Here is a 21266-nt window from a genome sequence, read left to right on the forward strand (position 1 = left end):
TGTGCCGGGATAACGTGCGTCCCGGCTGGCTGACGAACGTCGAACGAAGGGCATCATCTTTCGACAAATTAAATAGTTCTCAACATGAGCGACGCGTTGGATAAATACTTTATCCGCGGGGCGGGATCATTCATACATGAGTAAAGATTCAGGTGCGGCGAGCGGCGTCGCGGACGGGTCCGACCCGATCCGGGTCGGGCTGAACGGCTTCGGTCGCATCGGGCGGAACGTCCTTCGCGCCACGCTGGACACGGCCGGCGTCGAGGTCGTCGGGATCAACGACGTGATGGACGCCGAGGACATGGCGTACCTGTTCGAGTACGACAGCGTCCACGGCAGCGTCGACGGCGTCTCGCTCGACGACGACGGCGACCTCGTCGTCGGCGAGCGCACGTTCCCGATCTTCTCGGAGAAGGACCCGGCGAAGCTCCCGTGGGGCGAGTACGACGTCGACGTCGCCTTCGAGTGTACCGGCCTGTTCCGCAACTACGACGACGCCCACAAGCACGTCGAGGCCGGCGCGGACAAGGCGGTCATCTCCGCGCCGCCGAAAGGCGAGAAGGAGGTCAAGACGATCGTCTACGGCGTCAACCACGACGAGTACGACGGCGAGGACGTCGTCTCGAACGCCTCCTGTACGACGAACTCCGTCTCGCCGGTCGCGAAGGTGTTAGACGAGGAGTTCGGCATCGAGTCGGGCATGCTGACGACCGTCCACGCCTACACCGGCTCCCAGAACCTCATCGACGGCCCGAAGGCCAAGACCCGCCGCGGCCGCGCGGCCGCCGAGAACATCGTGCCGACCTCGACCGGCGCGGCGCAGGCGACGACCGAGGTCCTGCCGGAACTGGAGGGCAAGTTGGACGGCATGGCGATGCGCGTCCCCGTCCCCGACGGCTCGATCACCGACCTCACGGTCGACCTGGAGGAGGACGTCTCCGCCGAGGAGGTCAACGAGGCGTTCAAGGCCGCCGCCGACGGCGAACTGGAGGGCGTGCTCGGCTACACCGAGGACGAGGTCGTCTCCCGGGACATCGTCGGCGTCCCCTTCTCCTCGATGGTGGACCTGGAGTCCACGATGGAGGTCGAACGTGAGGGCGGCCTGATCAAGGTGCTCGCGTGGTACGACAACGAGTACGGCTTCGCCAACCGCATGCTCGACGTCGCCGGCCTCGTCGCCGAGACCGAAACCGAGGAGTCCACCGAGGTCGAACCCTCGGCCTGAACCAGCCCATGTTTCAGACCCTCGACGACCTCGCCCCCGAGCAGCGACTGCTGGTCCGCCTCGACCTGAACGCGCCGGTCGAGGACGGCCGCGCACAGGACAACCGCCGGTTCGAGCGCCACGCCGAGACCGTCCAGGAACTGCTCGACGCGGGCCACGCCGTCGTCATGATGGCCCACCAGGGCCGGCCCGGCCGCGACTCGTTCGTCTCGCTTTCGAGCCACGCCGAGGTGCTCGCCTCCCACCTCGACCGCGACGTCGCGTTCGTCGACGACGTGTACGGCGACGACGCGCTGGCCGCCATCGAGGACACCGCGGGCGGCGAGGCACTCCTGCTGGAGAACGTCCGCTTCCTGGAGGACGAGGAACTGGGCGACCGTTCGCCCGCCGAGCACGCCGAGAGCGACTTCGTACGGACGCTCGCGCCGGCGTTCGATGCCTACGTCAACGACGCCTACTCCGCGGCCCACCGCGCCCACGCCTCCATCGTCGGCTTCCCCGAGGTCATGGACGCCTACGCCGGGCGCGTGATGGTCGACGAGTACGAGTACAACACCAGCGTCGAGCGCCGCGAGTTCGACGGCAAGGTGACGATGGCGCTCGGCGGCACGAAGGCCGAGGACGTGATCGCCGCGATGGAGCACTTAGACGAGAAGGTCGACCAGTTCCTGCTCGGCGGCGTCGTGGGCGAACTGTTCCTCCGCGCGGCGGGCTACCCCGTCGGCCACGACCTGCCCGAGGGACCCGACCTCTACGACGAGAACTACGAGAAAAACGCCGAGACCATCGAGCGCGTCCTGGAGGAGTACGGCGACCGCATCGCGCTGGCCGAGGACATGGCCTACGAGGCCGACGACGGCGAGCGCGCCGAACACGACGTCGACGCCATCGACGAGAAGTCGGTGTCGTACATGGACGTCGGCCACGACACCGTCGAGAAGTACGTCCCGCACGTCGAGGAGAGCGAGGCCGTCCTCGTGAAGGGCGCGCTCGGCGTCTTCGAGGACGAGCGCTTCAGCTACGGCACCGTCGAGGTGCTCCGCGCGGTCGCCGAGTCCGACTGCTTCTCGGTGGTCGGCGGCGGCGACACCTCCCGCACCGTCGAGATGTACGACCTGGGCCGCGGGAACTTCGACCACCTCTCCATCGCCGGCGGCGCGTACCTGCGCGCGCTCACCGGCGAGCCGCTGGCCGCCGTCGAGGCGCTACGGCAGGACTGACAACGGCCGTATCCAGGCCCAGCACGGTTCTCCTTCGCCCGCTACGGCGCGTACGCCTTTGTCCGTGGCCGGGGAACGTCGTGCATGTCCGACGACCGCGACCGGTCGGGCGACCGCCTTGATGCGGAGGACCAGGAGGTCGCCGCCGAGATAGCCGACGAGACGGACCCCCTGCTCGAACTGCTGTCGAACTACTACCGGACCGGCGTGAGCCAGGCCAACAGCAGTCAGACCCGGATCGACGGGACGACGAACTGGGCGATCACGGTGCTCGCGGCGCTGCTGTCGGTCGTGTTCTCCAGGCCGGAGATGCCCGCGTACCTCCTGCTGGTGGGTATCGTCATCCTCGCGGCGTTCCTCTCCTTCGAGGTCCGGCGCTACCGCTTCTACGACCTGTACCGGTCGCGGGTCCGGTTCATCGAGGAGAACGTGTTCGCGAACGCGCTGGACCCGGTCGGCCCGGAGCACGCCGACTGGCGCGCGGAGCTGAGCGACGACCTCCGCAACCCCACGTTCAAGGTGACGACGCGGGAGGCGCTCTCCCGGCGCGTCCGCCGCGTCTACGGGCTGCTGTTCACGATGCTCGGCGTCGCGTGGGCGGCGAAGGTCACGCTGTTCACACCGGAGTCACAGTGGGCGGAGGCGGCCGCGCTCCCGGGCGTTCCCGGAGTCGCCGTCGCCACCGCCCTCGGGGTGTTCTACCTCGCGGTCGTCGCCGTCGCGAAGTGGCCCGGCGACCGCGAGGCGAAAGGCGAGATCCACGACGAGGAGCCCGGGAAGTGGAAGGGGAGGTAGCCCGCGGCGACCGCCCACGCTTATCCCGGCCGTCGCCGTAGCGCCGGCCATGCGAGTCGGCATCGTCTCGGACACCCACGACAACGTGGACGTCGTCGAGCGGGCGGTCGAACACTTCGAGGGCGAGGGCGTCGACGCCGTCGTCCACTGCGGCGACTTCGTCGCGCCGTTCTCCGCGACGCCGTTCGACGCGGACTGGGAGTTTCACGCCGTCCGGGGCAACAACGACGGCGAGTGGAACCTCCAGTCGACGGTGGAGGAGTTCGGCACGTACCACGGGGAACTCGCGGAGCTAACGCTCGACGGCGCCGACGTCGCGGTGTACCACGGCACGAGCATCCCTATCGTCGAGGCGCTCGTCGACTGCGGGGAATACGACTACGTCTGCCACGGCCACACCCACCAGCGCCGCCACGACGCGGGCGGGACCGTCCGGATCAACCCCGGCGGGATCGCCATCCCGCCCGCGCCGGAATCGCTCCACGTCGCGGTGCTCGACACGGGGACCGGCGAGGTGGCGTTCGAGCGGATCGGGGACGCGTAAGTAGCGGGCGCGGCGCGCACAGCCACCTCGGATCGCGGCGCGGGACCGTCAGTATCATTCCCTCCCCCGACCCAGATGCCCCCATGAACGAGGAGTTCCGCGGACCGGCCGAGACCGCCGTCGACCAGTGTCTCGACCTCGGACCGGACGAGTCGGTCGCCGTCGTCACCGACGACAAGCGCCTGCCGATCGGCGAGTCGCTGTACGAGGTCGCGAGCGAGGTCACCGACGACGCCGTGTTGCTCCGGTACCCGCCGGGCGACCAGCACGGCGAGGAGCCGCCCGCGCCGGTCGCCGCGGCGATGCGCGACGCCGACGCGTTCCTCGCGCCGACGACCAAGAGCATCAGCCACACCCGCGCCCGCGGCGACGCCTGCGAGGCCGGCGCGCGCGGCGCGACCCTGCCGGGGATCACCGAGGAGGTGTTCCTGACCGGCCTCGACGCGGACTACGAGCGGATCCGCGCCGAGTGCGAGGCGATGCTGGGGAAGGTCGCCGACGCCGACGAGGTGCGGGTCACCACGGAACTGGGCACCGACTTCACGGTCTACCCGGGCGAGCGCGAGTGGCGCGACGACCACGGACTGATCCGGGAGCCGGGGTCGTTCTCGAACCTGCCCGCCGGCGAGGTGTTCGTCAGCCCCGAGACGGCCGAGGGGAGGTACGTCGTCGACGGGACGATGATGCCCCACGGCCTGCTCGACGACGGCGAGACGCTGACGTTCGACGTCGAGGACGGGCAGGTCACGTCGATCAGCGACGACGAGATCCGCGAGCAGGTCGAGACGGCCGCCGGGGAAGTCGGCGACGCGGCGTACAACCTCGCGGAACTGGGCATCGGGACGAACGTCGCCGTCACCGAACTCGTCGGCTCCGTCCTGCTGGACGAGAAGGCGGCCGGCACCGTCCACGTCGCGCTCGGCGACGACGCCGGCATCGGCGGCGACACGGACGCGCCGATCCACCTGGACGGGATCATCCGCGACCCGACGGTGTACGTCGACGGCGAGCGGATCGAACTCCCCGACGGCGTCTGACCGCGGCCTTTTCCTCGCCCGGCCCGTAGCGGGGGCATGACCGACCGACGCACAGCCGCGCTCCCGCTCGCCGCGACCGCGGTCCTCCTGCTCGCCACCGGCCGGGCGCGTGCGCACGTCCGCTACGTCACCGAGGGGTCTGGCGACCCGGTCGACGCCGTCCGGTTCGTCGTACAGGTGCTCTCGACGCCGCTACACGCGGGGCTGTTTCTCGGCGGCGGCGCACTCGTCGCCGCGGCGGCGGCCGGCTACCTCCGCGTCCGCCCGGCGGCGTACGACCTGGCGGTCCTCCGCCGGACGCTCCACGAATACGTCGACCTCGTGCCGTGGATGCTCCGCCTGAGCGTCGGCCTCCCGCTGGTCGGCGCGGGCTTCGCGGGGTACTTCTTCAGCCCGGCGGTGCCCGCGACGACGCGGCTGTTCCAGGTGGTCGTCGGGTTCCTCCTGCTGTTCGGCCTCGCGACGCGGTTCGTCGCCGCGGTGGCGCTGGCGGCGTACCTCGCCCGCCTCGCCGTCGAGCCCCAGCTGTTGCTCGCGACCGAGTACGTCGGCGCGCTGCTCGGTATCGTCCTCGTCGGGAGCGGCCGGCCCAGCGCGGACCAGATGTTCAAGGAGGTGGCCGAGGACGGCCGGACGATCTACTCCACGGTCGACCCGTTCCGCGGCCTCTCGAAGCGGGTCGACGCCGCCGTCTCGCCGTACGAGGACTACGCGGCGACGGCGGTCCGGGTGGCGCTGGGCGTCAACTTCGTCTACCTCGGCTTCGTCGAGAAGCTGCTGAACCCCGGCCGCGCCCTGCAGGTGGTCGCGAAGTACGACCTGACCGCGGTCGTCCCCGTCGAGCCCGGCCTCTGGGTCGTCGGGGCCGGCCTCGCGGAGATGACCCTCGGCGTCTTCCTGATTGCGGGGCTCTTTACCCGCGCCGGCGCGGCGGTCGCGTTCGTCCTGTTCACGACGACGCTGTTCGGCCTGCCGGACGACCCCGTGATCGCCCACATCTCGCTGTTCGGCCTCGCCTCGATGCTGTTCATCACGGGCAGCGGGCCGCTGGCGCTGGACAACTGGCTCAGCGGACGCACTGCGACCGTCGACACGTCGACGGCCGGCACCGAGGACCGGCCGGGCGGGGGCCCCGCCGCGTCGCCGGACGGAGGACCCGAACCCGGCGATTCCGGGGCGGACTGACGCCGTCGACTCCGATCCCTTTTACGCTCACGGGGAGTACGACCCCCCATGACTGACGTTTCCGAGCGGGTCCCGGCGACGTGCCCGTCCTGCTCGCCCGACATCGAGACCGTCCACGAGGTGCTCAAACCCGGCGGACAGGTCACGGTCCGCTGCACGGAGTGCGACCACGTTCACAAGACGACCATCGAGGAGCCGGAGGAGGTGACGCGCGACGTCGTCGTCTCGCAGGACGGCGAGTCCTTCACCGCGACCGTCGACGCCCCGCCCGAGGAGACCGTCGCGGTCGGCGAGGAGTTCGTCCTCGACACCGAGGAGGCGATCATGACGGTGCGGATCACCAGCCTGGAACTCGATGGGCAGCGCCGCGCCGACGAGGCCGCGATCGAGGACGTCGAGACGTTCTGGACCCGTGCGGTCGACAACGTGAGCGTCGACGCCACGATCCACCCGAAGGAGGGGACCGGGAACCGCGAGGACACCCGGAGCGTCGAGCTGTTCGTCCCCGGCGACTACGAGTTCGTCGTCGGCGCGGTCGAGGAACACGGCGACGAGGAGTTCGACGTCGAGGGGATCGTCGTCACGGACGACGCCGAGGGGTACGAGTTCGACAAGCTCGACTACGACGGGGACACGGCCATCGCGAAGGACATCAAGCGGCTGTACGGCCGCGACCGGACCACGAGCGCCTGGTCGGCCTGGTGACGATGTTCGGGGGTGGGACCGACTACGAGGGGCGCCGGAACAAGCTCGTCGACCGGCTCGAACGACGTGTCGACGACGAGCCGACGCTCGCGGCGATGCGGGCGGTGCCGCGCCACGAGTTCGTCCCGGAGCGCCGCCGGGACCGCGCCTACGAGGACCACCCGCTGCCGATCGCCGACGACCAGACGATCAGCGCGCCGCACATGGTCGCCATCATGACCGACCTGCTCGACCTCGCGCCCGGCGACGAGGTGCTGGAGGTCGGGACCGGCTGTGGCTACCACGCTGCCGTCACCGCCGAGGTGGTCGGCCCGGAGAACGTGTACAGCGTCGAGTACGGCGCTGAGCTCGCCGAAGGAGCGCGCGCGACGCTCGCGGATCTCGGGTACGGCGACGTCTCCGTCCGCCACGGCGACGGGCGCGAGGGCTGGGCCGAACACGCGCCGTACGACGCCGCGTACTTCACCTGCGCCGTCCCGTCGGTACCCGACGCCGTGGTCGAGCAGGTCCGGGACGGCGGCCGGGTCCTCGCGCCGGTCGGCACCCGCCGGCAGACGCTCCAGTTGCTCCGGAAGACCGCGGACGGCGTGGAGCGCGAGGACCACGGCGGCGTCCGGTTCGTCACGCTCCGCGGCGACGACTGACCGTTTTTGTCGCTCGGCCCCCAAGCCCGCCGCATGCCGACACGAGACCGCGACGGACCGCCGGTGGAGACGGTCGCGCTGCTGTGGGCCGCCCGCGAGACCGGCGTGCTCGACGCGCTGCTGACCAGCGCCGACACGCCCGCCGACGTCGCCGACGAGACCGGCGTCACCGAGCGCGCGGCCCGGGTCGCCGTCGAGATGCTCGCCGCGGAGGGCTTCTTCGAGCGCGTCGGCGACGCCTACGAGCCGACGAACCGCGCGCTCGGCCTGCTCGCCAAGCGCGACGTGCGCTCGATCGGACGGCTCCCCCGGGAGATCGACCTGTTCGACGCGCTGGCCGCGCTCCCCGAAACCATGCGGACGGGCGACCCGCCGGCGCGGGCCGCCGACTGGACGCGGAACCGCCTCGGGGCCGTCGCCGCCACCGACGAGGCCGTCGTCCGCGCCTGCGTCACCGCCGCGGTTCGCGAGCGCCCGGACGCCGACCGCGTGCTGGACGTCGGCGGCGCCCCGGGCACGTACGCCGCCGAGTTCGCCACCCGCGGCTACGACGCCGCGCTCGCCGACCGGCCCGACGCGATCGAAGTCACCCGGCCGTTCCTGGCGACCGAGCCCGTGGAACTGGTCGAGTACGAGTTCGGCGACGAACTCCCCGAGGCGGACCTCGCCTTCCTCCCGGCGCTCGCGACGCGGCTGGCCCCGGCCACCTACCGCGACTGCCTCGCCAGCGTACACGACGCGCTCGCGCCCGACGGGGTCGTCGCCGCGGTCGACCGCCTCGCGGGGCGGTCGGCCGGCGCGACGGGCGCGGCGGTCGAGGCGCTGGCGACCGGCGGCGGCGGTACGTACGACGCCGACGACTACCGCACGTGGCTCGCCGACGCCGGCTTCGCGGGCGTCGGGGTTCGCGACGTGCCCGGTACCGACCGACAGGTGGTAACCGGGACCAAGCGCGCGATTGATTAGCGTCGAGCCGGTACCTCGACTATGGAACCCGTCGTACTGCGCGACGACATGGTCGACAGCCTCGAACACGAGGCCAAGGGGGTCGTCCGGAGCGACCGCCTCAGCGTCGCCATGCGCGCGGTCCCCCGCCACGAGTTCGTCGGCGACGTACGCGGGGCGTACGCCGACACCGCCCACGAGCGGCTGGGGACGCGCGTCCTCGCACCGAGCACCGCCGCCCGCCTGCTGGAGGCGCTCGACGCCGAGCCGGGGGACTCCGTCCTCGTCGTCGGCGCCGGCGTCGGCTACACCGCCGCCGTACTGGCCGAGATCGTCGGCGAAGCCAACGTCCACGCGGTCGACATCACCCGCCGGGTCGTACTGGAGGCCCGCGGGAACCTCGCCGACGCCGGCTACGGCGGCGTGCTCGTCGACCGCCGCGACGGCGCGGACGGCCTGCCCGAGTACGCGCCGTTCGACCGGATCCTGCTGGAGGCCGCGGCGGTCAGCCCGCCCGACGCACTGGTCGACCAACTCGCCGACAGCGGGCGGCTCGTGATGCCCGTCGGATCGAACCAGCAGACGCTGACCGCCGTCGAAGGCGGCGATGAGACGGCGCTCGGGTCCGTCGCGTTCGCCCCGCTGCTGGTCGAGGGCGAGCAGGCGGGCGCTATCGAGCGCAACCGGACCGCCCGCGAGGACCGCGAGTTCGCCGAGCGCGAGGCCGAATCCCGCCGCGGCTGGGAGCGGGACTGGATCGACTGGGACGGGTGACGGCCGCCGCGCTCACTCCTCGACCACCAGTATCGCCGTGTTCGCCCGCCGGTCGACGTACTCGTCGCCGGACGGCGGCTTGATGTCGACCTCCAGTTCGCCCTCGTCCTGATTCGGGCCGAGCGACGGTTCGACCGTCACCGTCGCCGAGCCGTCGTCCTCCGTCGTCGCCGTCTTCGTCCCCTCGAGGTCCGCCGTGTCACCGCGCACCACCACCGTCGCGTCCGCCACGGGGTCGCCGTCCTCGTCGACGACCAGCACCTCGACGTCCTGGTCGCCGGGCGTCACGACGTCCGGCGACGGCTCGGCGTCGAGTTCGCTCACCGCGATCCCCCCGACGCCGGACAGCATGTTCATCATGACCCCGAGGCTGGCGACGCCGACGACCAGCGCGATGACGAGCCGGATCGGCAGTCCCTCGATGGCGCGTTCGTCGGCCGCGAATCGGTTCGTTCGCATGGCCCGCCCTGGTCCCGGTTTCGGATATAAACCCTCGTCCACGGGTTCAAGGGGGAAGCCGCGGCAACCCCCGCCGTGACCGACGTCATCGGCCGCTCGGCGGACGCAGGACCGACGGCGAACTTGGGGTCGTTTCGCGCCCGCGACGGGAGCCTCGGCGCGCCCTGCCGACTCGACGTGGACGGCCCGCACGCCGCGCTCGTCGTCGGCAAGCGCGGCTACGGCAAGTCCTACACGCTCGGCGTGCTCGCCGAGGAACTGGCCCGTACGCGGGGCGTCGCGCCCGTCGTCGTCGACCCGATGGGCGTGTTCGGCGGCCTCGCCGACGGCGCGGGCGACGTGGCCGCGGCCGTCGAGCCGACGCCTGCGGTCGCCGCCGACGCGGTCCCGCCACGGGCGTGGTGCGACATGCTGGACCTGAAGCCCTCGTCGGGACCGGGCGCGCTCGTCTGGCGGGCGGCCGCCGACGCCGGGACGCTCGCGGCGATGCGGCGTCGCGTCCGGGACGCCGACGCGCCGGACGCCCACCGCCGCGCGGCGCTGAACCACCTCGACCTTGCCGACTCGTGGGACGTCTTTCACCCCGACGGCCTGACCGCCGCCGACGTCGCGACGGCCGGGGCGACCGTGCTGGACGTCTCCGGCCGCGACGCCGCGGCGATGAACGCCGTCGTCCGGGCCGTCGCGGCGGGGCTGTACGACGCGCGAGTGGCGGACGCCGTCGACCGCCTGCCGTGGCTCCTTGTCGACGAGGCCCACGCCTTCTTCGACGGCGTCGCGGCGCCGGCGCTCCGCCGACTGCTGACGCGGGGCCGACAGCCCGGCGTCAGCCTCGTCGCGGCGACGCAACGCCCCAGCGCGCTGCCCGACGTGGCCGTCTCGCAGGCCGACCTCGTGCTCGCCCATCGGCTCACCTCCCGTGCCGACCGCGACGCCCTCGAAGCGGCGCGGCCGTCGTACATGGGCGCGTCGTTCGGCGAGCGCACGCCGACCGACCCCGGCGAGGTGACGCTGGTCGACGACGCGACCGAGGCGGTCCACGCGGTGCGGGTCCGGGAGCGCGACACGTCCCACGGCGGTGCAAGCCCGCGGGCGAGTGCCGTCGCTGAGACAAGGTCGTCGGGTCACTAACGCGCTACGCCGCCGGCCGGACGCACCGCTGGGAAACGAGTTCCGAAGAAGCGCCCGAGGCGGGATTTGAACCCGCGTCACGACCGTGACAGGGTCGTATGATGGGCCACTACACCACCCGGGCTTTCGAACGCAACTTCACCTTGCTGCGGGTCTTATTAAGGGGTGTCGATCTCGACTGCACGTGGTGGGCGTTGGCGTGAAACAACGGCGACCGCTACGGTCGGCTCATCCGGGTCAGCCGAACCGGTCCGACAGCGCGTAGTCGGCCGCCCAGTTGATCGCGGACGCCGGCGCGTTCGGATGGGGGTCTTCGACGCGCAACCGCATCTCGCCGGTCCCGGTGTCGCCGATCGGCACCCAGTACGCCGCCGCCGTGTCGGGGGAGTAGACGGCGTATGCGTCGACCTCTCCCTCCGTGTAATCCCTGTCTACGCGTTCGCCCCCGTCCACCGTAGACGTATAGAGGTTGAACCGAACCGTCCCATTCACCCAGTTTCCGGTTTTGCACTGTACCCTGTACAGTTCGCCGCGTTCGTCGACGATGAGGTCGTACCGGTCGCTGTCCCCGAAGGGCACCGAGACGGAGACGCCGCTGCTCAGGAGTCGCTGTAAGAGGACCGCCTCCGTTTCGTCGCCCCGACGTGACGGATTCATGCGACGACGTTGCCGCGTCCCGGTACTTGAACGCCCGGACGGGGCGCTACGGCGTTCGTTCGTCGCAAAAGCGCCCGAGGCGGGATTTGAACCCGCGTCACGACCGTGACAGGGTCGTATGATGGGCCACTACACCACCCGGGCAGAGCGCATCCTACCCTTTCCCGGTTGCAACCTTAAGACTTTCCAAAGAAGACGGCGGCGTCCGTCCGACCGCTCCCCCGCCGTCGGCCGAATCCGTGCGAGTTCCCCACAAACGATTTATACCACAACGTCCTCCTTTCGGATGCCTGACCAGGAACATCGCCGCCGCAGACCGACCCGCGTTCGCCCCGGCTGCGTAGCTGTCGGTCCCGCTGCAGTTGGCAAGTCTTAAATCCTCCCCGTGTGTAACAGCCTGTAGTATCTCGTGACAGCAGCTTCTCCCCCGGTCAGACACACATGGTAGACGTAAGCCAACACAACCTGGTACCCGAGCACAACGTCGTCGACGAGGACGCCGTCGACGAGGTGTTAGCAGAGTACGACATCAAACGGACGGACCTGCCCAAGATCAAACGCGCGGACCCGGCGCTGCCCGACGAGGCCGAGGTCGGCAACGTGATCGAGATCGTCCGGGACTCCCGAACGACAGACCAAGCGGTCGTATACCGACTCGTCGTAGAATAACATGGAACGAGAAGATAGACGCGCCATCTCGAAGGAGTATTTCGGCAAGGAACGACTCGCAGAACACCACTACCGCTCGTTCAACGCCTTCCTGGGCCGCGGCATGCAGGAGGTCGTCGACGAGAAGGAGACCATCGACACGGACATCGGCGACAAGGAGGGCGAGGAGCCCGTCCACGTCGAACTGGGCGACGTCCGTGTCGTGACCCCGCGGGTGCGCGAGGCCGACGGCAGCGAGGAGCTGCTGTACCCACAGGAGGCCCGCCTGCGCAACATCACGTACGCCGCCCCGGTGTTCATGGAGATGAGCATCGTAAAGGGCGACCCCGAGGAGGGGGAGGACCGCGTGGTCGACAGCACCGAGACGAAGATCGGCCGGATGCCGGTCATGGTCGGCTCCGACAAGTGTAACATCGCCGGCTTCTCCGACGAGGAGCTCATCGAGATCGGCGAGGACCCGGCCGACCCCGGCGGCTACTTCATCGTCAACGGGAGCGAGCGGGTGCTGATGACCAGCGAGGACCTCGCGCCGAACAAGATCCTCGCGGAGTACGACACGAAGTACGGCGACGAGATCCAGGTCGCCAAGACGTTCTCCCAGCGCCGCGGGTACCGCGCGCTGGTGCTGACCGAGCGGACCCGCGACGGGCTGCTGGAGGTGTCGTTCCCGTCGGTGTCCGGCAGCATCAACTTCGTCACGCTCGTCCGGGCGCTCGGCCTGGAGTCCGACGAGGAGATCGTCCACCGCGTCTCCGACGACCCGGAGATCGTGAAGTTCATGCTGGAGAACCTGGAGGCCGCCGACGTCCAGACCGAGGAGGAGGCCATCGAGGAACTCGGCAAGCGCGTCGCCAGCGGCCAGGGGAAGAACTACCAGCTGAAACGCGCCAACTACGTCATCGACCGCTACCTCCTGCCCCATCTCCACGAGGAGGGCGTCGACGAGGAGGACGTGCGGATCAACAAGGCGTACTACCTCTGCCGGATGGCCGAGGCCTGCTTCGAGCTGGCGCTGGAGCGCCGCCAGCCCGACGACAAGGACCACTACGCCAACAAGCGGCTGAAGGTCAGCGGCGACCTGATGAAGGACCTGTTCCGGACGGCGCTGAACAAGCTCGCCCGGGACGTGAAGTACCAGCTCGAACGCGCCAACATGCGCAACCGCCAGCTCTCGGTCAACACCGTCGTCCGCTCGGACGTGCTGACCGAGCGGCTCGAACACCCGATCGCGACGGGTAACTGGGTGGGCGGCCGCTCCGGCGTCTCGCAGCTGGTCGACCGGACGAACTTCATGGGCGTGCTGTCGCACCTCCGCCGGCTGCGTTCGCCGCTGTCCCGCTCGCAGCCCCACTTCGAGGCCCGCGACCTGCACGCGACCCAGTGGGGGCGCATCGGCCCCTCGGAGACCCCCGAGGGCCCGAACTGCGGTCTGGTGAAGAACTTCGCGCAGGCGATGGAGCTGTCACAGAACGTCGACGACGAACAGGAGCTGAAACGGGAACTGGCGTCGATGGGTGTCGAGGGGATCCCCGGCATCGAGGGCGTCAGCCGACGGGCGGAGGGAGATTAACATGAGCCAGCAACAACAGCGAGAGGCCAAGGTGTACGTCAACGGGAGCCTGGTCGGGACCCATCCGGACCCGCACCAGCTCGCCGAACAGATCCGGGAGGCGCGCCGCCGCGGCGACGTCAGCGAGATGGTCAACGTCTCCGTGAAGGACCGCACGCGCGAGGTCATCGTCAACGCCGACGCCGGGCGGGCGCGCCGCCCGCTGCTCGTCGTCGAGGACGGCGAGACGCTCATCTCCGACGAGGAGATCGAGGCCGTCAAGGAGGGCAGCCTCGACTTCGACGACCTCGTCGACCACGGCTACGTCGAGTTCATCGACGCCGAGGAGGAGGAGGACATCTACGTCGCGGTCGACCGCGAGGACCTCAACGCCGACCACACGCACCTGGAGATCGACCCGCAACTCATCTTCAGCATCGGCTCGGGCATGATCCCGTACCCCGAGCACAACGCCAGCCCCCGGATTACCATGGGCGCGGGGATGATCAAGCAGTCGCTGGGCCTGCCGGCGGCGAACTACCGCATCCGGCCGGACACGCGCCAGCACCTCCTGCACTACCCGCAGCTCTCGATGGTCAAGACCCAGACCACCGAGCAGATCGGCTACGACGACCGGCCCGCCGCGCAGAACTTCGTCGTCGCCGTCATGTCCTACGAGGGGTTCAACATCGAGGACGCGCTGGTGATGAACGGCGGCTCGGTCGACCGCGCGCTCGCCCGCTCGCACTTCCTGCGGACCTACGAGGGCGAGGAACGGCGCTACCCGGGCGGTCAGGAGGACCGCTTCGAGATCCCGAGCCAGGACGTCCGCGGCGCGCGCGGCGAGGACGCGTACACGCACCTCGACGACGACGGCCTGGTCAACCCCGAGACCAAGGTCGACGAGAACAGCGTCCTGCTCGGCAAGACCAGCCCGCCCCGGTTCCTGGAGGAGCCCGACGACATGGGCGGGCTCAGCCCGCAGAAACGCCGCGAGACGAGCGTGACGATGCGCAGCGGCGAGAGCGGCGTCGTCGACACCGTGACGCTGATGGAGGGCGAGGACGGCTCGAAGCTCTCGAAGGTGTCGGTGCGCGACGAGCGCATCCCGGAACTCGGCGACAAGTTCGCCTCCCGGCACGGCCAGAAGGGCGTCGTCGGCCACATCGCGCCCCAGGAGGACATGCCGTTCACCGAGGAGGGGCTCGTGCCGGACCTCATCCTCAACCCGCACGCGCTGCCGTCGCGGATGACGGTCGGCCACGTGCTGGAGATGATCGGCGGGAAGGTCGGCGCGCTGGAGGGCCGCCGCGTCGACGGCACCCCCTTCACCGGCGAGGACGAGGACGAACTCCGCGACGCGCTCTCCGAGAAGGGCTTCAAGTCCAGCGGGAAGGAGATCATGTACTCCGGCGTCACCGGCGAGAAGATCGAGGCCGAGATATTCGTCGGGACGATCTTCTACCAGAAGCTGTACCACATGGTCTCGAACAAGCTGCACGCCCGCTCGCGCGGGCCGGTGCAGGTGCTCACCCGCCAGCCGACCGAGGGCCGCGCCCGCGAGGGCGGCCTCCGCGTCGGCGAGATGGAACGGGACGTGCTCATCGGGCACGGCGCGGCGATGGCGCTGAAAGAGCGGCTGCTCGACGAGTCCGACCGCGAGTTCATCCACGTCTGTGGCAACTGCGGGATGAGCGCGGTCGAGAACGTCGAGCAACAGCGCGTCTACTGTCCGAACTGCGGCGAGGAGACGGACGTCCACGAGATAGAGATGAGCTACGCGTTCAAGCTCCTGCTAGACGAGATGAAGGCGCTCGGCATCGCGCCGCGACTTGAACTGGAGGACGCAGTCTAAGATGGTCCGAAACCACTCACCCAAGGAGATCGGCGAAATCAGCTTCGGGCTGATGGACCCCGAGGAGTACCGCGACATGAGCGCCACGAAGATCATCACCGCCGACACCTACGACGACGACGGGTTCCCCATCGACATGGGGCTGATGGACCCGCGCCTCGGCGTGATAGACCCCGGGCTGGAGTGCAAGACCTGCGGCCAGCACTCCGGCTCCTGTAACGGCCACTTCGGCCACATCGAACTGGCCGCCCCGGTCATCCACGTGGGCTTCACGAAGCTCATCCGGCGGCTGCTGCGGGGCACCTGTCGGGAGTGCTCGCGGCTCGCGCTCACCGAGGACGAGAAGGCGGAGTTCCGCGACCAGCTCCAGACCACCATCGACCTGGGCAACGACGTCAACGACGTGACCAAGGCGGCGATCCGCCAGGCCCGCAAGAAGGACCGCTGTCCCCACTGCGGCGAGGTCCAGTTCGACATCAACCACGAGAAGCCGACCACGTACTACGAGGTCCAGCAGGTCCTCTCCAGCGAGTACCCACAGAAGATCGCCGCCGCGATGCAGGACGAGGACGCCGAGGACGTGCCGAAGAACCCCGGCGACCTCGCCGCTGAGACCGGCATCGACCGCTCGCGCGTCAGCGAGATCCTCTCGGGCGAGTTCCGCCCGCGCAAGGAGGACCGCAAGGCCATCGAGAAGGCCCTCGACCTCGACCTCACCGAGGAGGACATGAACAAGCTGATGCCCAGCGACATCCGGGACTGGTTCGAGGCGATTCCGGACGAGGACATCGAGGTGCTTGGCATCAACCCCGAGCGCTCGCGCCCCGAGTGGATGATCCTGACCGTGCTGCCGGTGCCGCCGGTGACGGCCCGTCCCTCGATCACGCTGGACAACGGCCAGCGCAGCGAGGACGACCTCACCCACAAGCTGGTCGACATCATCCGCATCAACCAGCGGTTCATGGAGAACCGCGAGGCCGGCGCGCCCCAGCTCATCATCGAGGACCTCTGGGAGCTGCTGCAGTACCACGTCACGACGTTCATGGACAACGAGATCAGCGGCACGCCGCCCGCCCGCCACCGGTCGGGCCGCCCGCTGAAGACGCTGTCCCAGCGCCTCAAGGGCAAGGAGGGCCGCTTCCGCGGCTCGCTGTCCGGGAAGCGCGTGAACTTCTCGGCCCGGACCGTCATCTCCCCCGACCCGACGCTGTCGCTGAACGAGGTCGGCGTCCCCGACCGCGTCGCGACGGAGATGACCCAGACGATGAACGTCAACGAGCGCAACCTCGCCGACGCCCGGCGCTACGTCGCCAACGGGCCGGAGAGCCACCCCGGCGCGAACTACGTGCGCCGGCCCGACGGCCGCCGCCTGAAGGTGACCGAGAAGAACTGCGAGGAACTGGCCGAGAAGGTCGAGGCCGGCTGGGAGGTGAACCGCCACATGATCGACGGCGACATCATCATCTTCAACCGCCAGCCGTCGCTCCACCGGATGTCGATCATGGCCCACGAGGTGGTCGTGATGCCGTACAAGACGTTCCGGCTGAACACGACCGTCTGCCCGCCGTACAACGCCGACTTCGACGGCGACGAGATGAACATGCACGCCCTCCAGAACGAGGAGGCCCGTGCGGAGGCCCGCGTCCTGATGCGCGTACAGGAGCAGATCCTCTCGCCGCGGTTCGGCGAGAACATCATCGGGGCGATTCAGGACCACATCTCCGGGACGCACCTGCTGACACACACCAACCCGCACTTCAACGAGACGCAGGCGCTCGACCTGCTGCGTGCGACCCGCATCGACGAACTGCCCGAGCCGTCCGGCACCGAGGACGACGGCACGCCGTACTGGACGGGTCGGGATATCTTCTCGGAGCTGCTCCCCGACGACCTGAACCTGGAGTTCACCAGCGAGACCGGCGACACGGTCGTCATCCAGGACGGCGCGCTCACCGAGGGGACCATCGACGAGGGCGGCGTCGGCGCGTTCGGCGGCGAGGTCGTCGACACCATCGCGAAGGTGTACGGCAAGACCCGCGCCCGCCAGTTCATCAACGAGGTCGCGTCGCTGGCGATGCGCTCGATCATGCACTTCGGCTTCTCGATAGGCATCGACGACGAGACGGTGCCCCAGGCCGCCGAGGAGCGCATCAACGAGACCATCGCCGACGCGAACGACCGCGTCGAGGAGCTGATCGAGACCTACGAGAACGGCGACCTCGAGTCGCTGCCGGGCCGCACCGTCGACGAGACGCTGGAGATGAAGATCATGCAGACGCTCGGCCGCGCCCGCGACAACGCGGGCGACATCGCCGAGGAGCACTTCGACGACGACAACCCGGCGGTCGTGATGGCCGAGTCCGGGGCCCGCGGGTCGCTGCTGAACCTCACCCAGATGGCCGGCTGCGTCGGCCAGCAGGCGGTCCGGGGCGAGCGCATCAACCGCGGCTACGAGGACCGCACCCTCAGCCACTACAAGCCCGACGACCTGTCGGCCGACGCCCACGGCTTCGTGCAGAACTCCTACACGAACGGCCTGACCCCGCGGGAGTTCTTCTTCCACGCGATGGGCGGCCGCGAGGGGCTGGTCGACACGGCGGTCCGGACGTCGAAGTCCGGTTACCTCCAGCGCCGGCTCATCAACGCGCTCTCGGAACTGGAGACGCAGTACGACGGCACCGTCCGGGACACCAGCGACACGATCGTCCAGTTCGAGTTCGGCGAGGACGGCACCAGCCCGGTGAAGGTGTCCTCCGGCGACGAGAACGAGATCGACGTCGACAAGATCGCCGACCGCGTCATCGAGGCCGAGTTCGACACCGACGACGCGCTCCAGGAGTTCCTCGGCGAGAAGCGCCCGTCGACGAACCTCTCGGAGCACGCCGACTCGCGGCGCTCCGACGAGGTCCCGCCGCGCAGCGAGCCGACCGCCCCCGCGGAACCCCAGGTGAACGATGACTGAGATAACCGACGACATCGAGGCCGTCGTGGAGGACACGGACCTCCCGAAGCGGCTGAAAGAGCAGGTGTACAGCACGGTCGAGGAGCGCGACGGCGTCACCGTCGAGCAGGCCGACCAGATCGCGAAGGCGGTCGAGACCCGCTACCTCGACACGCGCGTCGACCCGCTCGACCCCGTCGGCACCGTCTCCGCGCAGTCCATCGGGGAGCCCGGGACGCAGATGACGATGAACACGTTCCACTACGCGGGCGTCGCGGAGATCGACGTGACACAGGGCCTGCCGCGGCTCATCGAGCTGGTGGACGCCCGGAAGACGCCGGACACGCCGATGATGACGGTGTATCTGGAGGACGAGTTCGCGGCCGACCGCGAGCGCGCTCACGAGGTCGTCTGGGAGATCGAGGCGACGAAGATCCTCGCGCTGGGCGACATCTCGACGAACGTCGCGGACATGCGCGTCCAGATCGACCTCAACGAGGACACGCTCCAGGAGCGGTGGCCCCGGGTCGACAGCACCGAGGAGATCGCCACGGAGATCGCCGGCATCATCGAGGACTCGCTGGGGGTCGACACGATCCAGCAGGGGACGAACGTCGAGTTCGGCCCCGAGGAGCCCAGCTACCGCGACCTGCTCCAGCTCGTCGAGGAGCTGCGTGACATCACGTTCAAGGGGATAGAGGAGGTGTCCCGCGTCGTCATCCGCAAGGAGGAGACCGACGAGGGCGAGGAGTTCATCCTCTACACCGAGGGGTCGGCGTTCGGCGACGTGCTCTCCATCGAGGGCGTCGACGCCTCCCGGACCACCTGCAACAACATCCACGAGATCTACCGCAACCTCGGCGTCGAGGCCGCCCGCGAGGCGATCATCGAGGAGACGATGGATACGCTGGAGGAGCAGGGCCTGGACGACGTGAACATCCGGCACCTGATGCTGGTCGCCGACATCATGACCAACGAGGGGACCATCGAGTCCATCGGCCGCCACGGCATCTCCGGCTCGAAGGACTCCGTGCTGGCCCGGGCCGCGTTCGAGGTGACGGTCAACCACCTGCTCGACGCGGCGATCCACGGCGAGGTCGACGACCTCAACGGCGTCACCGAGAACGTCATCGTCGGCAAGCCGATCAAGCTCGGCACCGGCGACGTGGACCTGAAGATGGGCTCGTTCAGCCGCCAGTCCGAACAGGCCGACTGATGCCGACCCGCACCCTGACCGACGCCGCCCGCCAGTACATCGCCGCCTTCGAGACGGAGACGGGGGCGACGGCGCGGGACTGCGTCGTCCAGGAGCGCGACGGCGACGACCGCGTCGTCATCCTCGTGACGGCCGGCGAGATGGCCGAGGCGATCGGCCCGGGCGGCCAGCACGTCCGGCGCGTCGAGGAGGCGGTCGGCAGGGACGTGAAGCTGGTCGAGGACGCCGACACCGCCGAGGCGTTCGTCGCCAACGCGCTGTCGCCCGCCGCCGTCTACAACGTGACGGTGAGCGAGGACGACGAGACGGTCGCCTACGCCGAGGTCGCCGAGGAGGACACCGGCGCGGCGATCGGCGCGGACGGCGAGAACATCGCGGTGGCGCGGACGCTGGCGAAGCGCCACTACGACATCGACGACATCCAACTGGCGTAGCGGGCGTGCCCGCCCGAGGGGCAACAGCGGGTCGCCCTCAGACGACGCCTAACCGACGCTTTCCTCCCGAAACGCTCGCAGAACGGCTTAGTGGATCCCCGAAACGCCCTCAGATCCCGTAATCGACCCCGTTCGCGCTCCCTCAGCGCGTAACGGGCGCGACGAAAGGGGACGCTTAAGTGGCTCCGTCAGCTACGGGCTGGTACTATGGCAAACGGCAAGTACGCCGGGCGAAAGCTCAAGCGGGACCGCCAGAAGCGCCGGTGGTCCGACTCGGAGTACGCCCGACGCGAGCGCGGGCTCGAGGAGAAGTCCGACCCCCTCGAGGGCGCGCCGCAGGGCCGCGGCATCGTCCTGGAGAAGATCGGCATCGAGGCGAAACAGCCCAACTCCGCGATCCGGAAGTGTGTCCGGGTCCAGCTCATCAAGAACGGGAAGCAGGTCACCGCGTTCTGTCCCGGTGACGGCGCGATCTCGTTCATCGACGAGCACGACGAGGTCACCATCGCCGGCATCGGCGGCGCGAAGGGTCGCGCGATGGGCGACATCGGTGGCGTGAACTACAAGGTCGAGAAAGTAAACGGCGTCTCGCTCATCGAACTGGTGCGCGGGAACGCGGAGAAGCCGGTGCGATAACCATGGCGGCAGAAGAGGACCAGCCCGAGCCGGAGGAACCGGCGGGCACGGACGAGGAGACAGTCGGCGCGAAACTGTTCGGCCGCTGGGAGGTCACCGGCATCGAGTACGCCGACCCCTCCACCGAGCGGTACATCACGGTGACGCCGGTCGCCCACACGATGGGCCGCCACGCGTCCAAGCAGTTCCAGAAGTCCGAGATCTCGATCGTCGAGCGGCTCATCAACCGCCTGATGCAGACCGACGAGAACACGGGCAAGAAACAGCAGACGCTCAACATCGTCCGCGACGCGTTCGAGATCATCCACGAGCGGACCGACGAGAACCCCGTGCAGGTGCTCGTCACCGCCGTCGAGAACGCCGCGCCCCGGGAGGAGACCGTCCGCCTGAAGTACGGCGGGATCTCCGTCCCGAAGGCCGTCGACGTCGCGCCCCAGCGCCGCGTCGACCAGGCGCTGAAGTTCCTCGCTGAGGGCGTCTACGGCGCGTCGTTCAAGACGCCGACCGACGTCGAGGAAGCGCTGGCCGACCAGCTGCTCGGCGCGGCCAACTACGACGTCCAGACGTACGCCATCAACCAGAAAGAGGAGAAGGAGCGCGTCGCCGCCGCAGCGCGGTAACGCCCGCAGTCTCTCTTCCGTTTTC

At 69.4% G+C, this 21266-nt stretch carries 21 protein-coding genes and 2 tRNA genes; 19 read left to right on the plus strand and 4 right to left on the minus strand.

The genetic code is table 11. The features are described from left to right. Positions 1–136: 136 nt before the first annotated feature. From gap to EYW40_RS04610, 10 genes are all read left to right on the plus strand, one after another. Positions 137–1225: a type I glyceraldehyde-3-phosphate dehydrogenase gene (gap, locus tag EYW40_RS04565; protein ID WP_135820416.1), complete on the plus strand. Its 1089-nt coding sequence runs from the start codon at positions 137–139 to the stop codon at positions 1223–1225. A gap of 8 nt (positions 1226–1233) precedes the next feature. Next, positions 1234–2445 carry a phosphoglycerate kinase gene (locus tag EYW40_RS04570; protein WP_135820417.1) on the plus strand — a complete coding sequence of 404 codons (1212 nt, stop codon included), beginning with the start codon at positions 1234–1236 and terminating at the stop codon, positions 2443–2445. Between the two features lie 84 nt (positions 2446–2529). Beyond that, on the plus strand, positions 2530–3240 hold the full coding sequence (locus EYW40_RS04575) for a DUF2270 domain-containing protein (protein WP_135820418.1): 711 nt from the start codon (positions 2530–2532) through the stop codon (positions 3238–3240). Between the two features lie 49 nt (positions 3241–3289). Continuing rightward, positions 3290–3784 carry a metallophosphoesterase gene (locus tag EYW40_RS04580; RefSeq protein ID WP_135820419.1) on the plus strand — a complete coding sequence of 165 codons (495 nt, stop codon included), beginning with the start codon at positions 3290–3292 and terminating at the stop codon, positions 3782–3784. A gap of 83 nt (positions 3785–3867) precedes the next feature. Further along, complete coding sequence (locus EYW40_RS04585; RefSeq protein ID WP_135820420.1) at positions 3868–4821, plus strand: aminopeptidase; 954 nt, start codon at positions 3868–3870, stop codon at positions 4819–4821. Positions 4822–4857: 36 nt separating this feature from the next. Beyond that, positions 4858–6006 (plus strand): DoxX family protein, encoded by a 1149-nt coding sequence (locus EYW40_RS04590; RefSeq protein WP_135820421.1) that lies wholly within the window; start codon positions 4858–4860, stop codon positions 6004–6006. Positions 6007–6054: 48 nt separating this feature from the next. Further along, positions 6055–6711 (plus strand): HVO_0476 family zinc finger protein, encoded by a 657-nt coding sequence (locus EYW40_RS04595; protein ID WP_135820422.1) that lies wholly within the window; start codon positions 6055–6057, stop codon positions 6709–6711. Between the two features lie 2 nt (positions 6712–6713). Further along, positions 6714–7355, plus strand: coding sequence for a protein-L-isoaspartate(D-aspartate) O-methyltransferase (locus EYW40_RS04600; protein ID WP_135820632.1), 642 nt, complete (start codon positions 6714–6716; stop codon positions 7353–7355). Positions 7356–7388: 33 nt separating this feature from the next. Then, entirely contained in the window at positions 7389–8321 is a 933-nt protein-coding gene (locus EYW40_RS04605; protein WP_135820423.1) for a methyltransferase, read from the plus strand. Positions 8322–8342: 21 nt separating this feature from the next. Continuing rightward, positions 8343–9074, plus strand: coding sequence for a protein-L-isoaspartate O-methyltransferase family protein (locus tag EYW40_RS04610; RefSeq protein WP_135820424.1), 732 nt, complete (start codon positions 8343–8345; stop codon positions 9072–9074). A gap of 12 nt (positions 9075–9086) precedes the next feature. On the opposite strand, the gene EYW40_RS04615 is transcribed toward EYW40_RS04610, so the two are convergent. Beyond that, entirely contained in the window at positions 9087–9533 is a 447-nt protein-coding gene (locus EYW40_RS04615; protein ID WP_135820425.1) for a DUF7382 domain-containing protein, read from the minus strand. Between the two features lie 75 nt (positions 9534–9608). Between EYW40_RS04615 and EYW40_RS04620 the strand changes: the two genes are divergently transcribed. Continuing rightward, positions 9609–10664 (plus strand): ATP-binding protein, encoded by a 1056-nt coding sequence (locus EYW40_RS04620; protein ID WP_135820426.1) that lies wholly within the window; start codon positions 9609–9611, stop codon positions 10662–10664. 51 nt (positions 10665–10715) lie between these two features. On the opposite strand, the gene EYW40_RS04625 is transcribed toward EYW40_RS04620, so the two are convergent. The 3 genes from EYW40_RS04625 to EYW40_RS04635 form a co-directional block, all read right to left on the minus strand. Further along, positions 10716–10788 (minus strand) — tRNA-Asp (locus tag EYW40_RS04625). A gap of 113 nt (positions 10789–10901) precedes the next feature. After that, on the minus strand, positions 10902–11321 hold the full coding sequence (locus EYW40_RS04630) for a group I intron-associated PD-(D/E)XK endonuclease (RefSeq protein WP_135820427.1): 420 nt from the start codon (positions 11319–11321) through the stop codon (positions 10902–10904). 71 nt (positions 11322–11392) lie between these two features. Next, positions 11393–11465: transfer RNA gene (locus EYW40_RS04635), tRNA-Asp, on the minus strand. 297 nt (positions 11466–11762) lie between these two features. Between EYW40_RS04635 and EYW40_RS04640 the strand changes: the two genes are divergently transcribed. The 8 genes from EYW40_RS04640 (at position 11763) to EYW40_RS04675 (ending at position 21241) form a co-directional block, all read left to right on the plus strand. Continuing rightward, positions 11763–11990 (plus strand): DNA-directed RNA polymerase subunit H, encoded by a 228-nt coding sequence (locus EYW40_RS04640; protein WP_135820428.1) that lies wholly within the window; start codon positions 11763–11765, stop codon positions 11988–11990. A gap of 1 nt (position 11991) precedes the next feature. Further along, a complete protein-coding gene (locus tag EYW40_RS04645) occupies positions 11992–13560 on the plus strand; it encodes a DNA-directed RNA polymerase subunit B'' (RefSeq protein ID WP_121821758.1) in 1569 nt (522 codons plus the stop codon). Between the two features lies 1 nt (position 13561). Continuing rightward, the gene (rpoB, locus tag EYW40_RS04650) at positions 13562–15394 is read left to right on the plus strand and encodes a DNA-directed RNA polymerase subunit B (protein WP_135820429.1); all 1833 of its coding nucleotides are present in this window, start codon (positions 13562–13564) and stop codon (positions 15392–15394) included. A gap of 1 nt (position 15395) precedes the next feature. Then, positions 15396–18356 (plus strand): DNA-directed RNA polymerase subunit A', encoded by a 2961-nt coding sequence (locus EYW40_RS04655; protein WP_135820430.1) that lies wholly within the window; start codon positions 15396–15398, stop codon positions 18354–18356. Then, positions 18349–19551, plus strand: coding sequence for a DNA-directed RNA polymerase subunit A'' (rpoA2, locus tag EYW40_RS04660; protein ID WP_135820431.1), 1203 nt, complete (start codon positions 18349–18351; stop codon positions 19549–19551). The genes EYW40_RS04655 and rpoA2 overlap by 8 nt, the downstream gene beginning before the upstream one ends. After that, positions 19551–19985 carry a NusA-like transcription termination signal-binding factor gene (locus EYW40_RS04665; protein ID WP_135820432.1) on the plus strand — a complete coding sequence of 145 codons (435 nt, stop codon included), beginning with the start codon at positions 19551–19553 and terminating at the stop codon, positions 19983–19985. Before rpoA2 ends, EYW40_RS04665 begins: the two co-directional genes overlap by 1 nt. Positions 19986–20192: 207 nt before the next feature. Next, positions 20193–20621 carry a 30S ribosomal protein S12 gene (locus EYW40_RS04670; protein WP_121821753.1) on the plus strand — a complete coding sequence of 143 codons (429 nt, stop codon included), beginning with the start codon at positions 20193–20195 and terminating at the stop codon, positions 20619–20621. A 2-nt stretch (positions 20622–20623) separates the two neighbouring features. After that, positions 20624–21241, plus strand: coding sequence for a 30S ribosomal protein S7 (locus EYW40_RS04675; RefSeq protein ID WP_135820433.1), 618 nt, complete (start codon positions 20624–20626; stop codon positions 21239–21241). Positions 21242–21266: the final 25 nt, after the last annotated feature.

The organism is Halostella litorea, from assembly GCF_004785955.1.
Lineage (GTDB): Archaea > Halobacteriota > Halobacteria > Halobacteriales > Natronoarchaeaceae > Halostella > Halostella litorea.

Bases quoted from the DNA above. Each gene is read 5' to 3' on its own strand.
- EYW40_RS04600 (WP_135820632.1), top strand. From the start codon at position 6,714: ATGTTCGGGGGTGGGACCGACTACGAGGGGCGCCGGAACAAGCTCGTC.
- EYW40_RS04605 (WP_135820423.1), top strand. From the start codon at position 7,389: ATGCCGACACGAGACCGCGACGGACCGCCGGTGGAGACGGTCGCGCTG.
- EYW40_RS04570 (WP_135820417.1), top strand. From the start codon at position 1,234: ATGTTTCAGACCCTCGACGACCTCGCCCCCGAGCAGCGACTGCTGGTC.
- EYW40_RS04590 (WP_135820421.1), top strand. From the start codon at position 4,858: ATGACCGACCGACGCACAGCCGCGCTCCCGCTCGCCGCGACCGCGGTC.
- EYW40_RS04655 (WP_135820430.1), top strand. From the start codon at position 15,396: ATGGTCCGAAACCACTCACCCAAGGAGATCGGCGAAATCAGCTTCGGG.
- EYW40_RS04645 (WP_121821758.1), top strand. From the start codon at position 11,992: ATGGAACGAGAAGATAGACGCGCCATCTCGAAGGAGTATTTCGGCAAG.
- rpoB (WP_135820429.1), top strand. From the start codon at position 13,562: ATGAGCCAGCAACAACAGCGAGAGGCCAAGGTGTACGTCAACGGGAGC.
- EYW40_RS04665 (WP_135820432.1), top strand. From the start codon at position 19,551: ATGCCGACCCGCACCCTGACCGACGCCGCCCGCCAGTACATCGCCGCC.
- EYW40_RS04585 (WP_135820420.1), top strand. From the start codon at position 3,868: ATGAACGAGGAGTTCCGCGGACCGGCCGAGACCGCCGTCGACCAGTGT.
- EYW40_RS04670 (WP_121821753.1), top strand. From the start codon at position 20,193: ATGGCAAACGGCAAGTACGCCGGGCGAAAGCTCAAGCGGGACCGCCAG.
- EYW40_RS04580 (WP_135820419.1), top strand. From the start codon at position 3,290: ATGCGAGTCGGCATCGTCTCGGACACCCACGACAACGTGGACGTCGTC.
- EYW40_RS04675 (WP_135820433.1), top strand. From the start codon at position 20,624: ATGGCGGCAGAAGAGGACCAGCCCGAGCCGGAGGAACCGGCGGGCACG.
- EYW40_RS04630 (WP_135820427.1), bottom strand. From the start codon at position 11,321: ATGAATCCGTCACGTCGGGGCGACGAAACGGAGGCGGTCCTCTTACAG.
- EYW40_RS04640 (WP_135820428.1), top strand. From the start codon at position 11,763: ATGGTAGACGTAAGCCAACACAACCTGGTACCCGAGCACAACGTCGTC.
- EYW40_RS04595 (WP_135820422.1), top strand. From the start codon at position 6,055: ATGACTGACGTTTCCGAGCGGGTCCCGGCGACGTGCCCGTCCTGCTCG.
- EYW40_RS04575 (WP_135820418.1), top strand. From the start codon at position 2,530: ATGTCCGACGACCGCGACCGGTCGGGCGACCGCCTTGATGCGGAGGAC.
- EYW40_RS04615 (WP_135820425.1), bottom strand. From the start codon at position 9,533: ATGCGAACGAACCGATTCGCGGCCGACGAACGCGCCATCGAGGGACTG.
- rpoA2 (WP_135820431.1), top strand. From the start codon at position 18,349: ATGACTGAGATAACCGACGACATCGAGGCCGTCGTGGAGGACACGGAC.
- gap (WP_135820416.1), top strand. From the start codon at position 137: ATGAGTAAAGATTCAGGTGCGGCGAGCGGCGTCGCGGACGGGTCCGAC.
- EYW40_RS04610 (WP_135820424.1), top strand. From the start codon at position 8,343: ATGGAACCCGTCGTACTGCGCGACGACATGGTCGACAGCCTCGAACAC.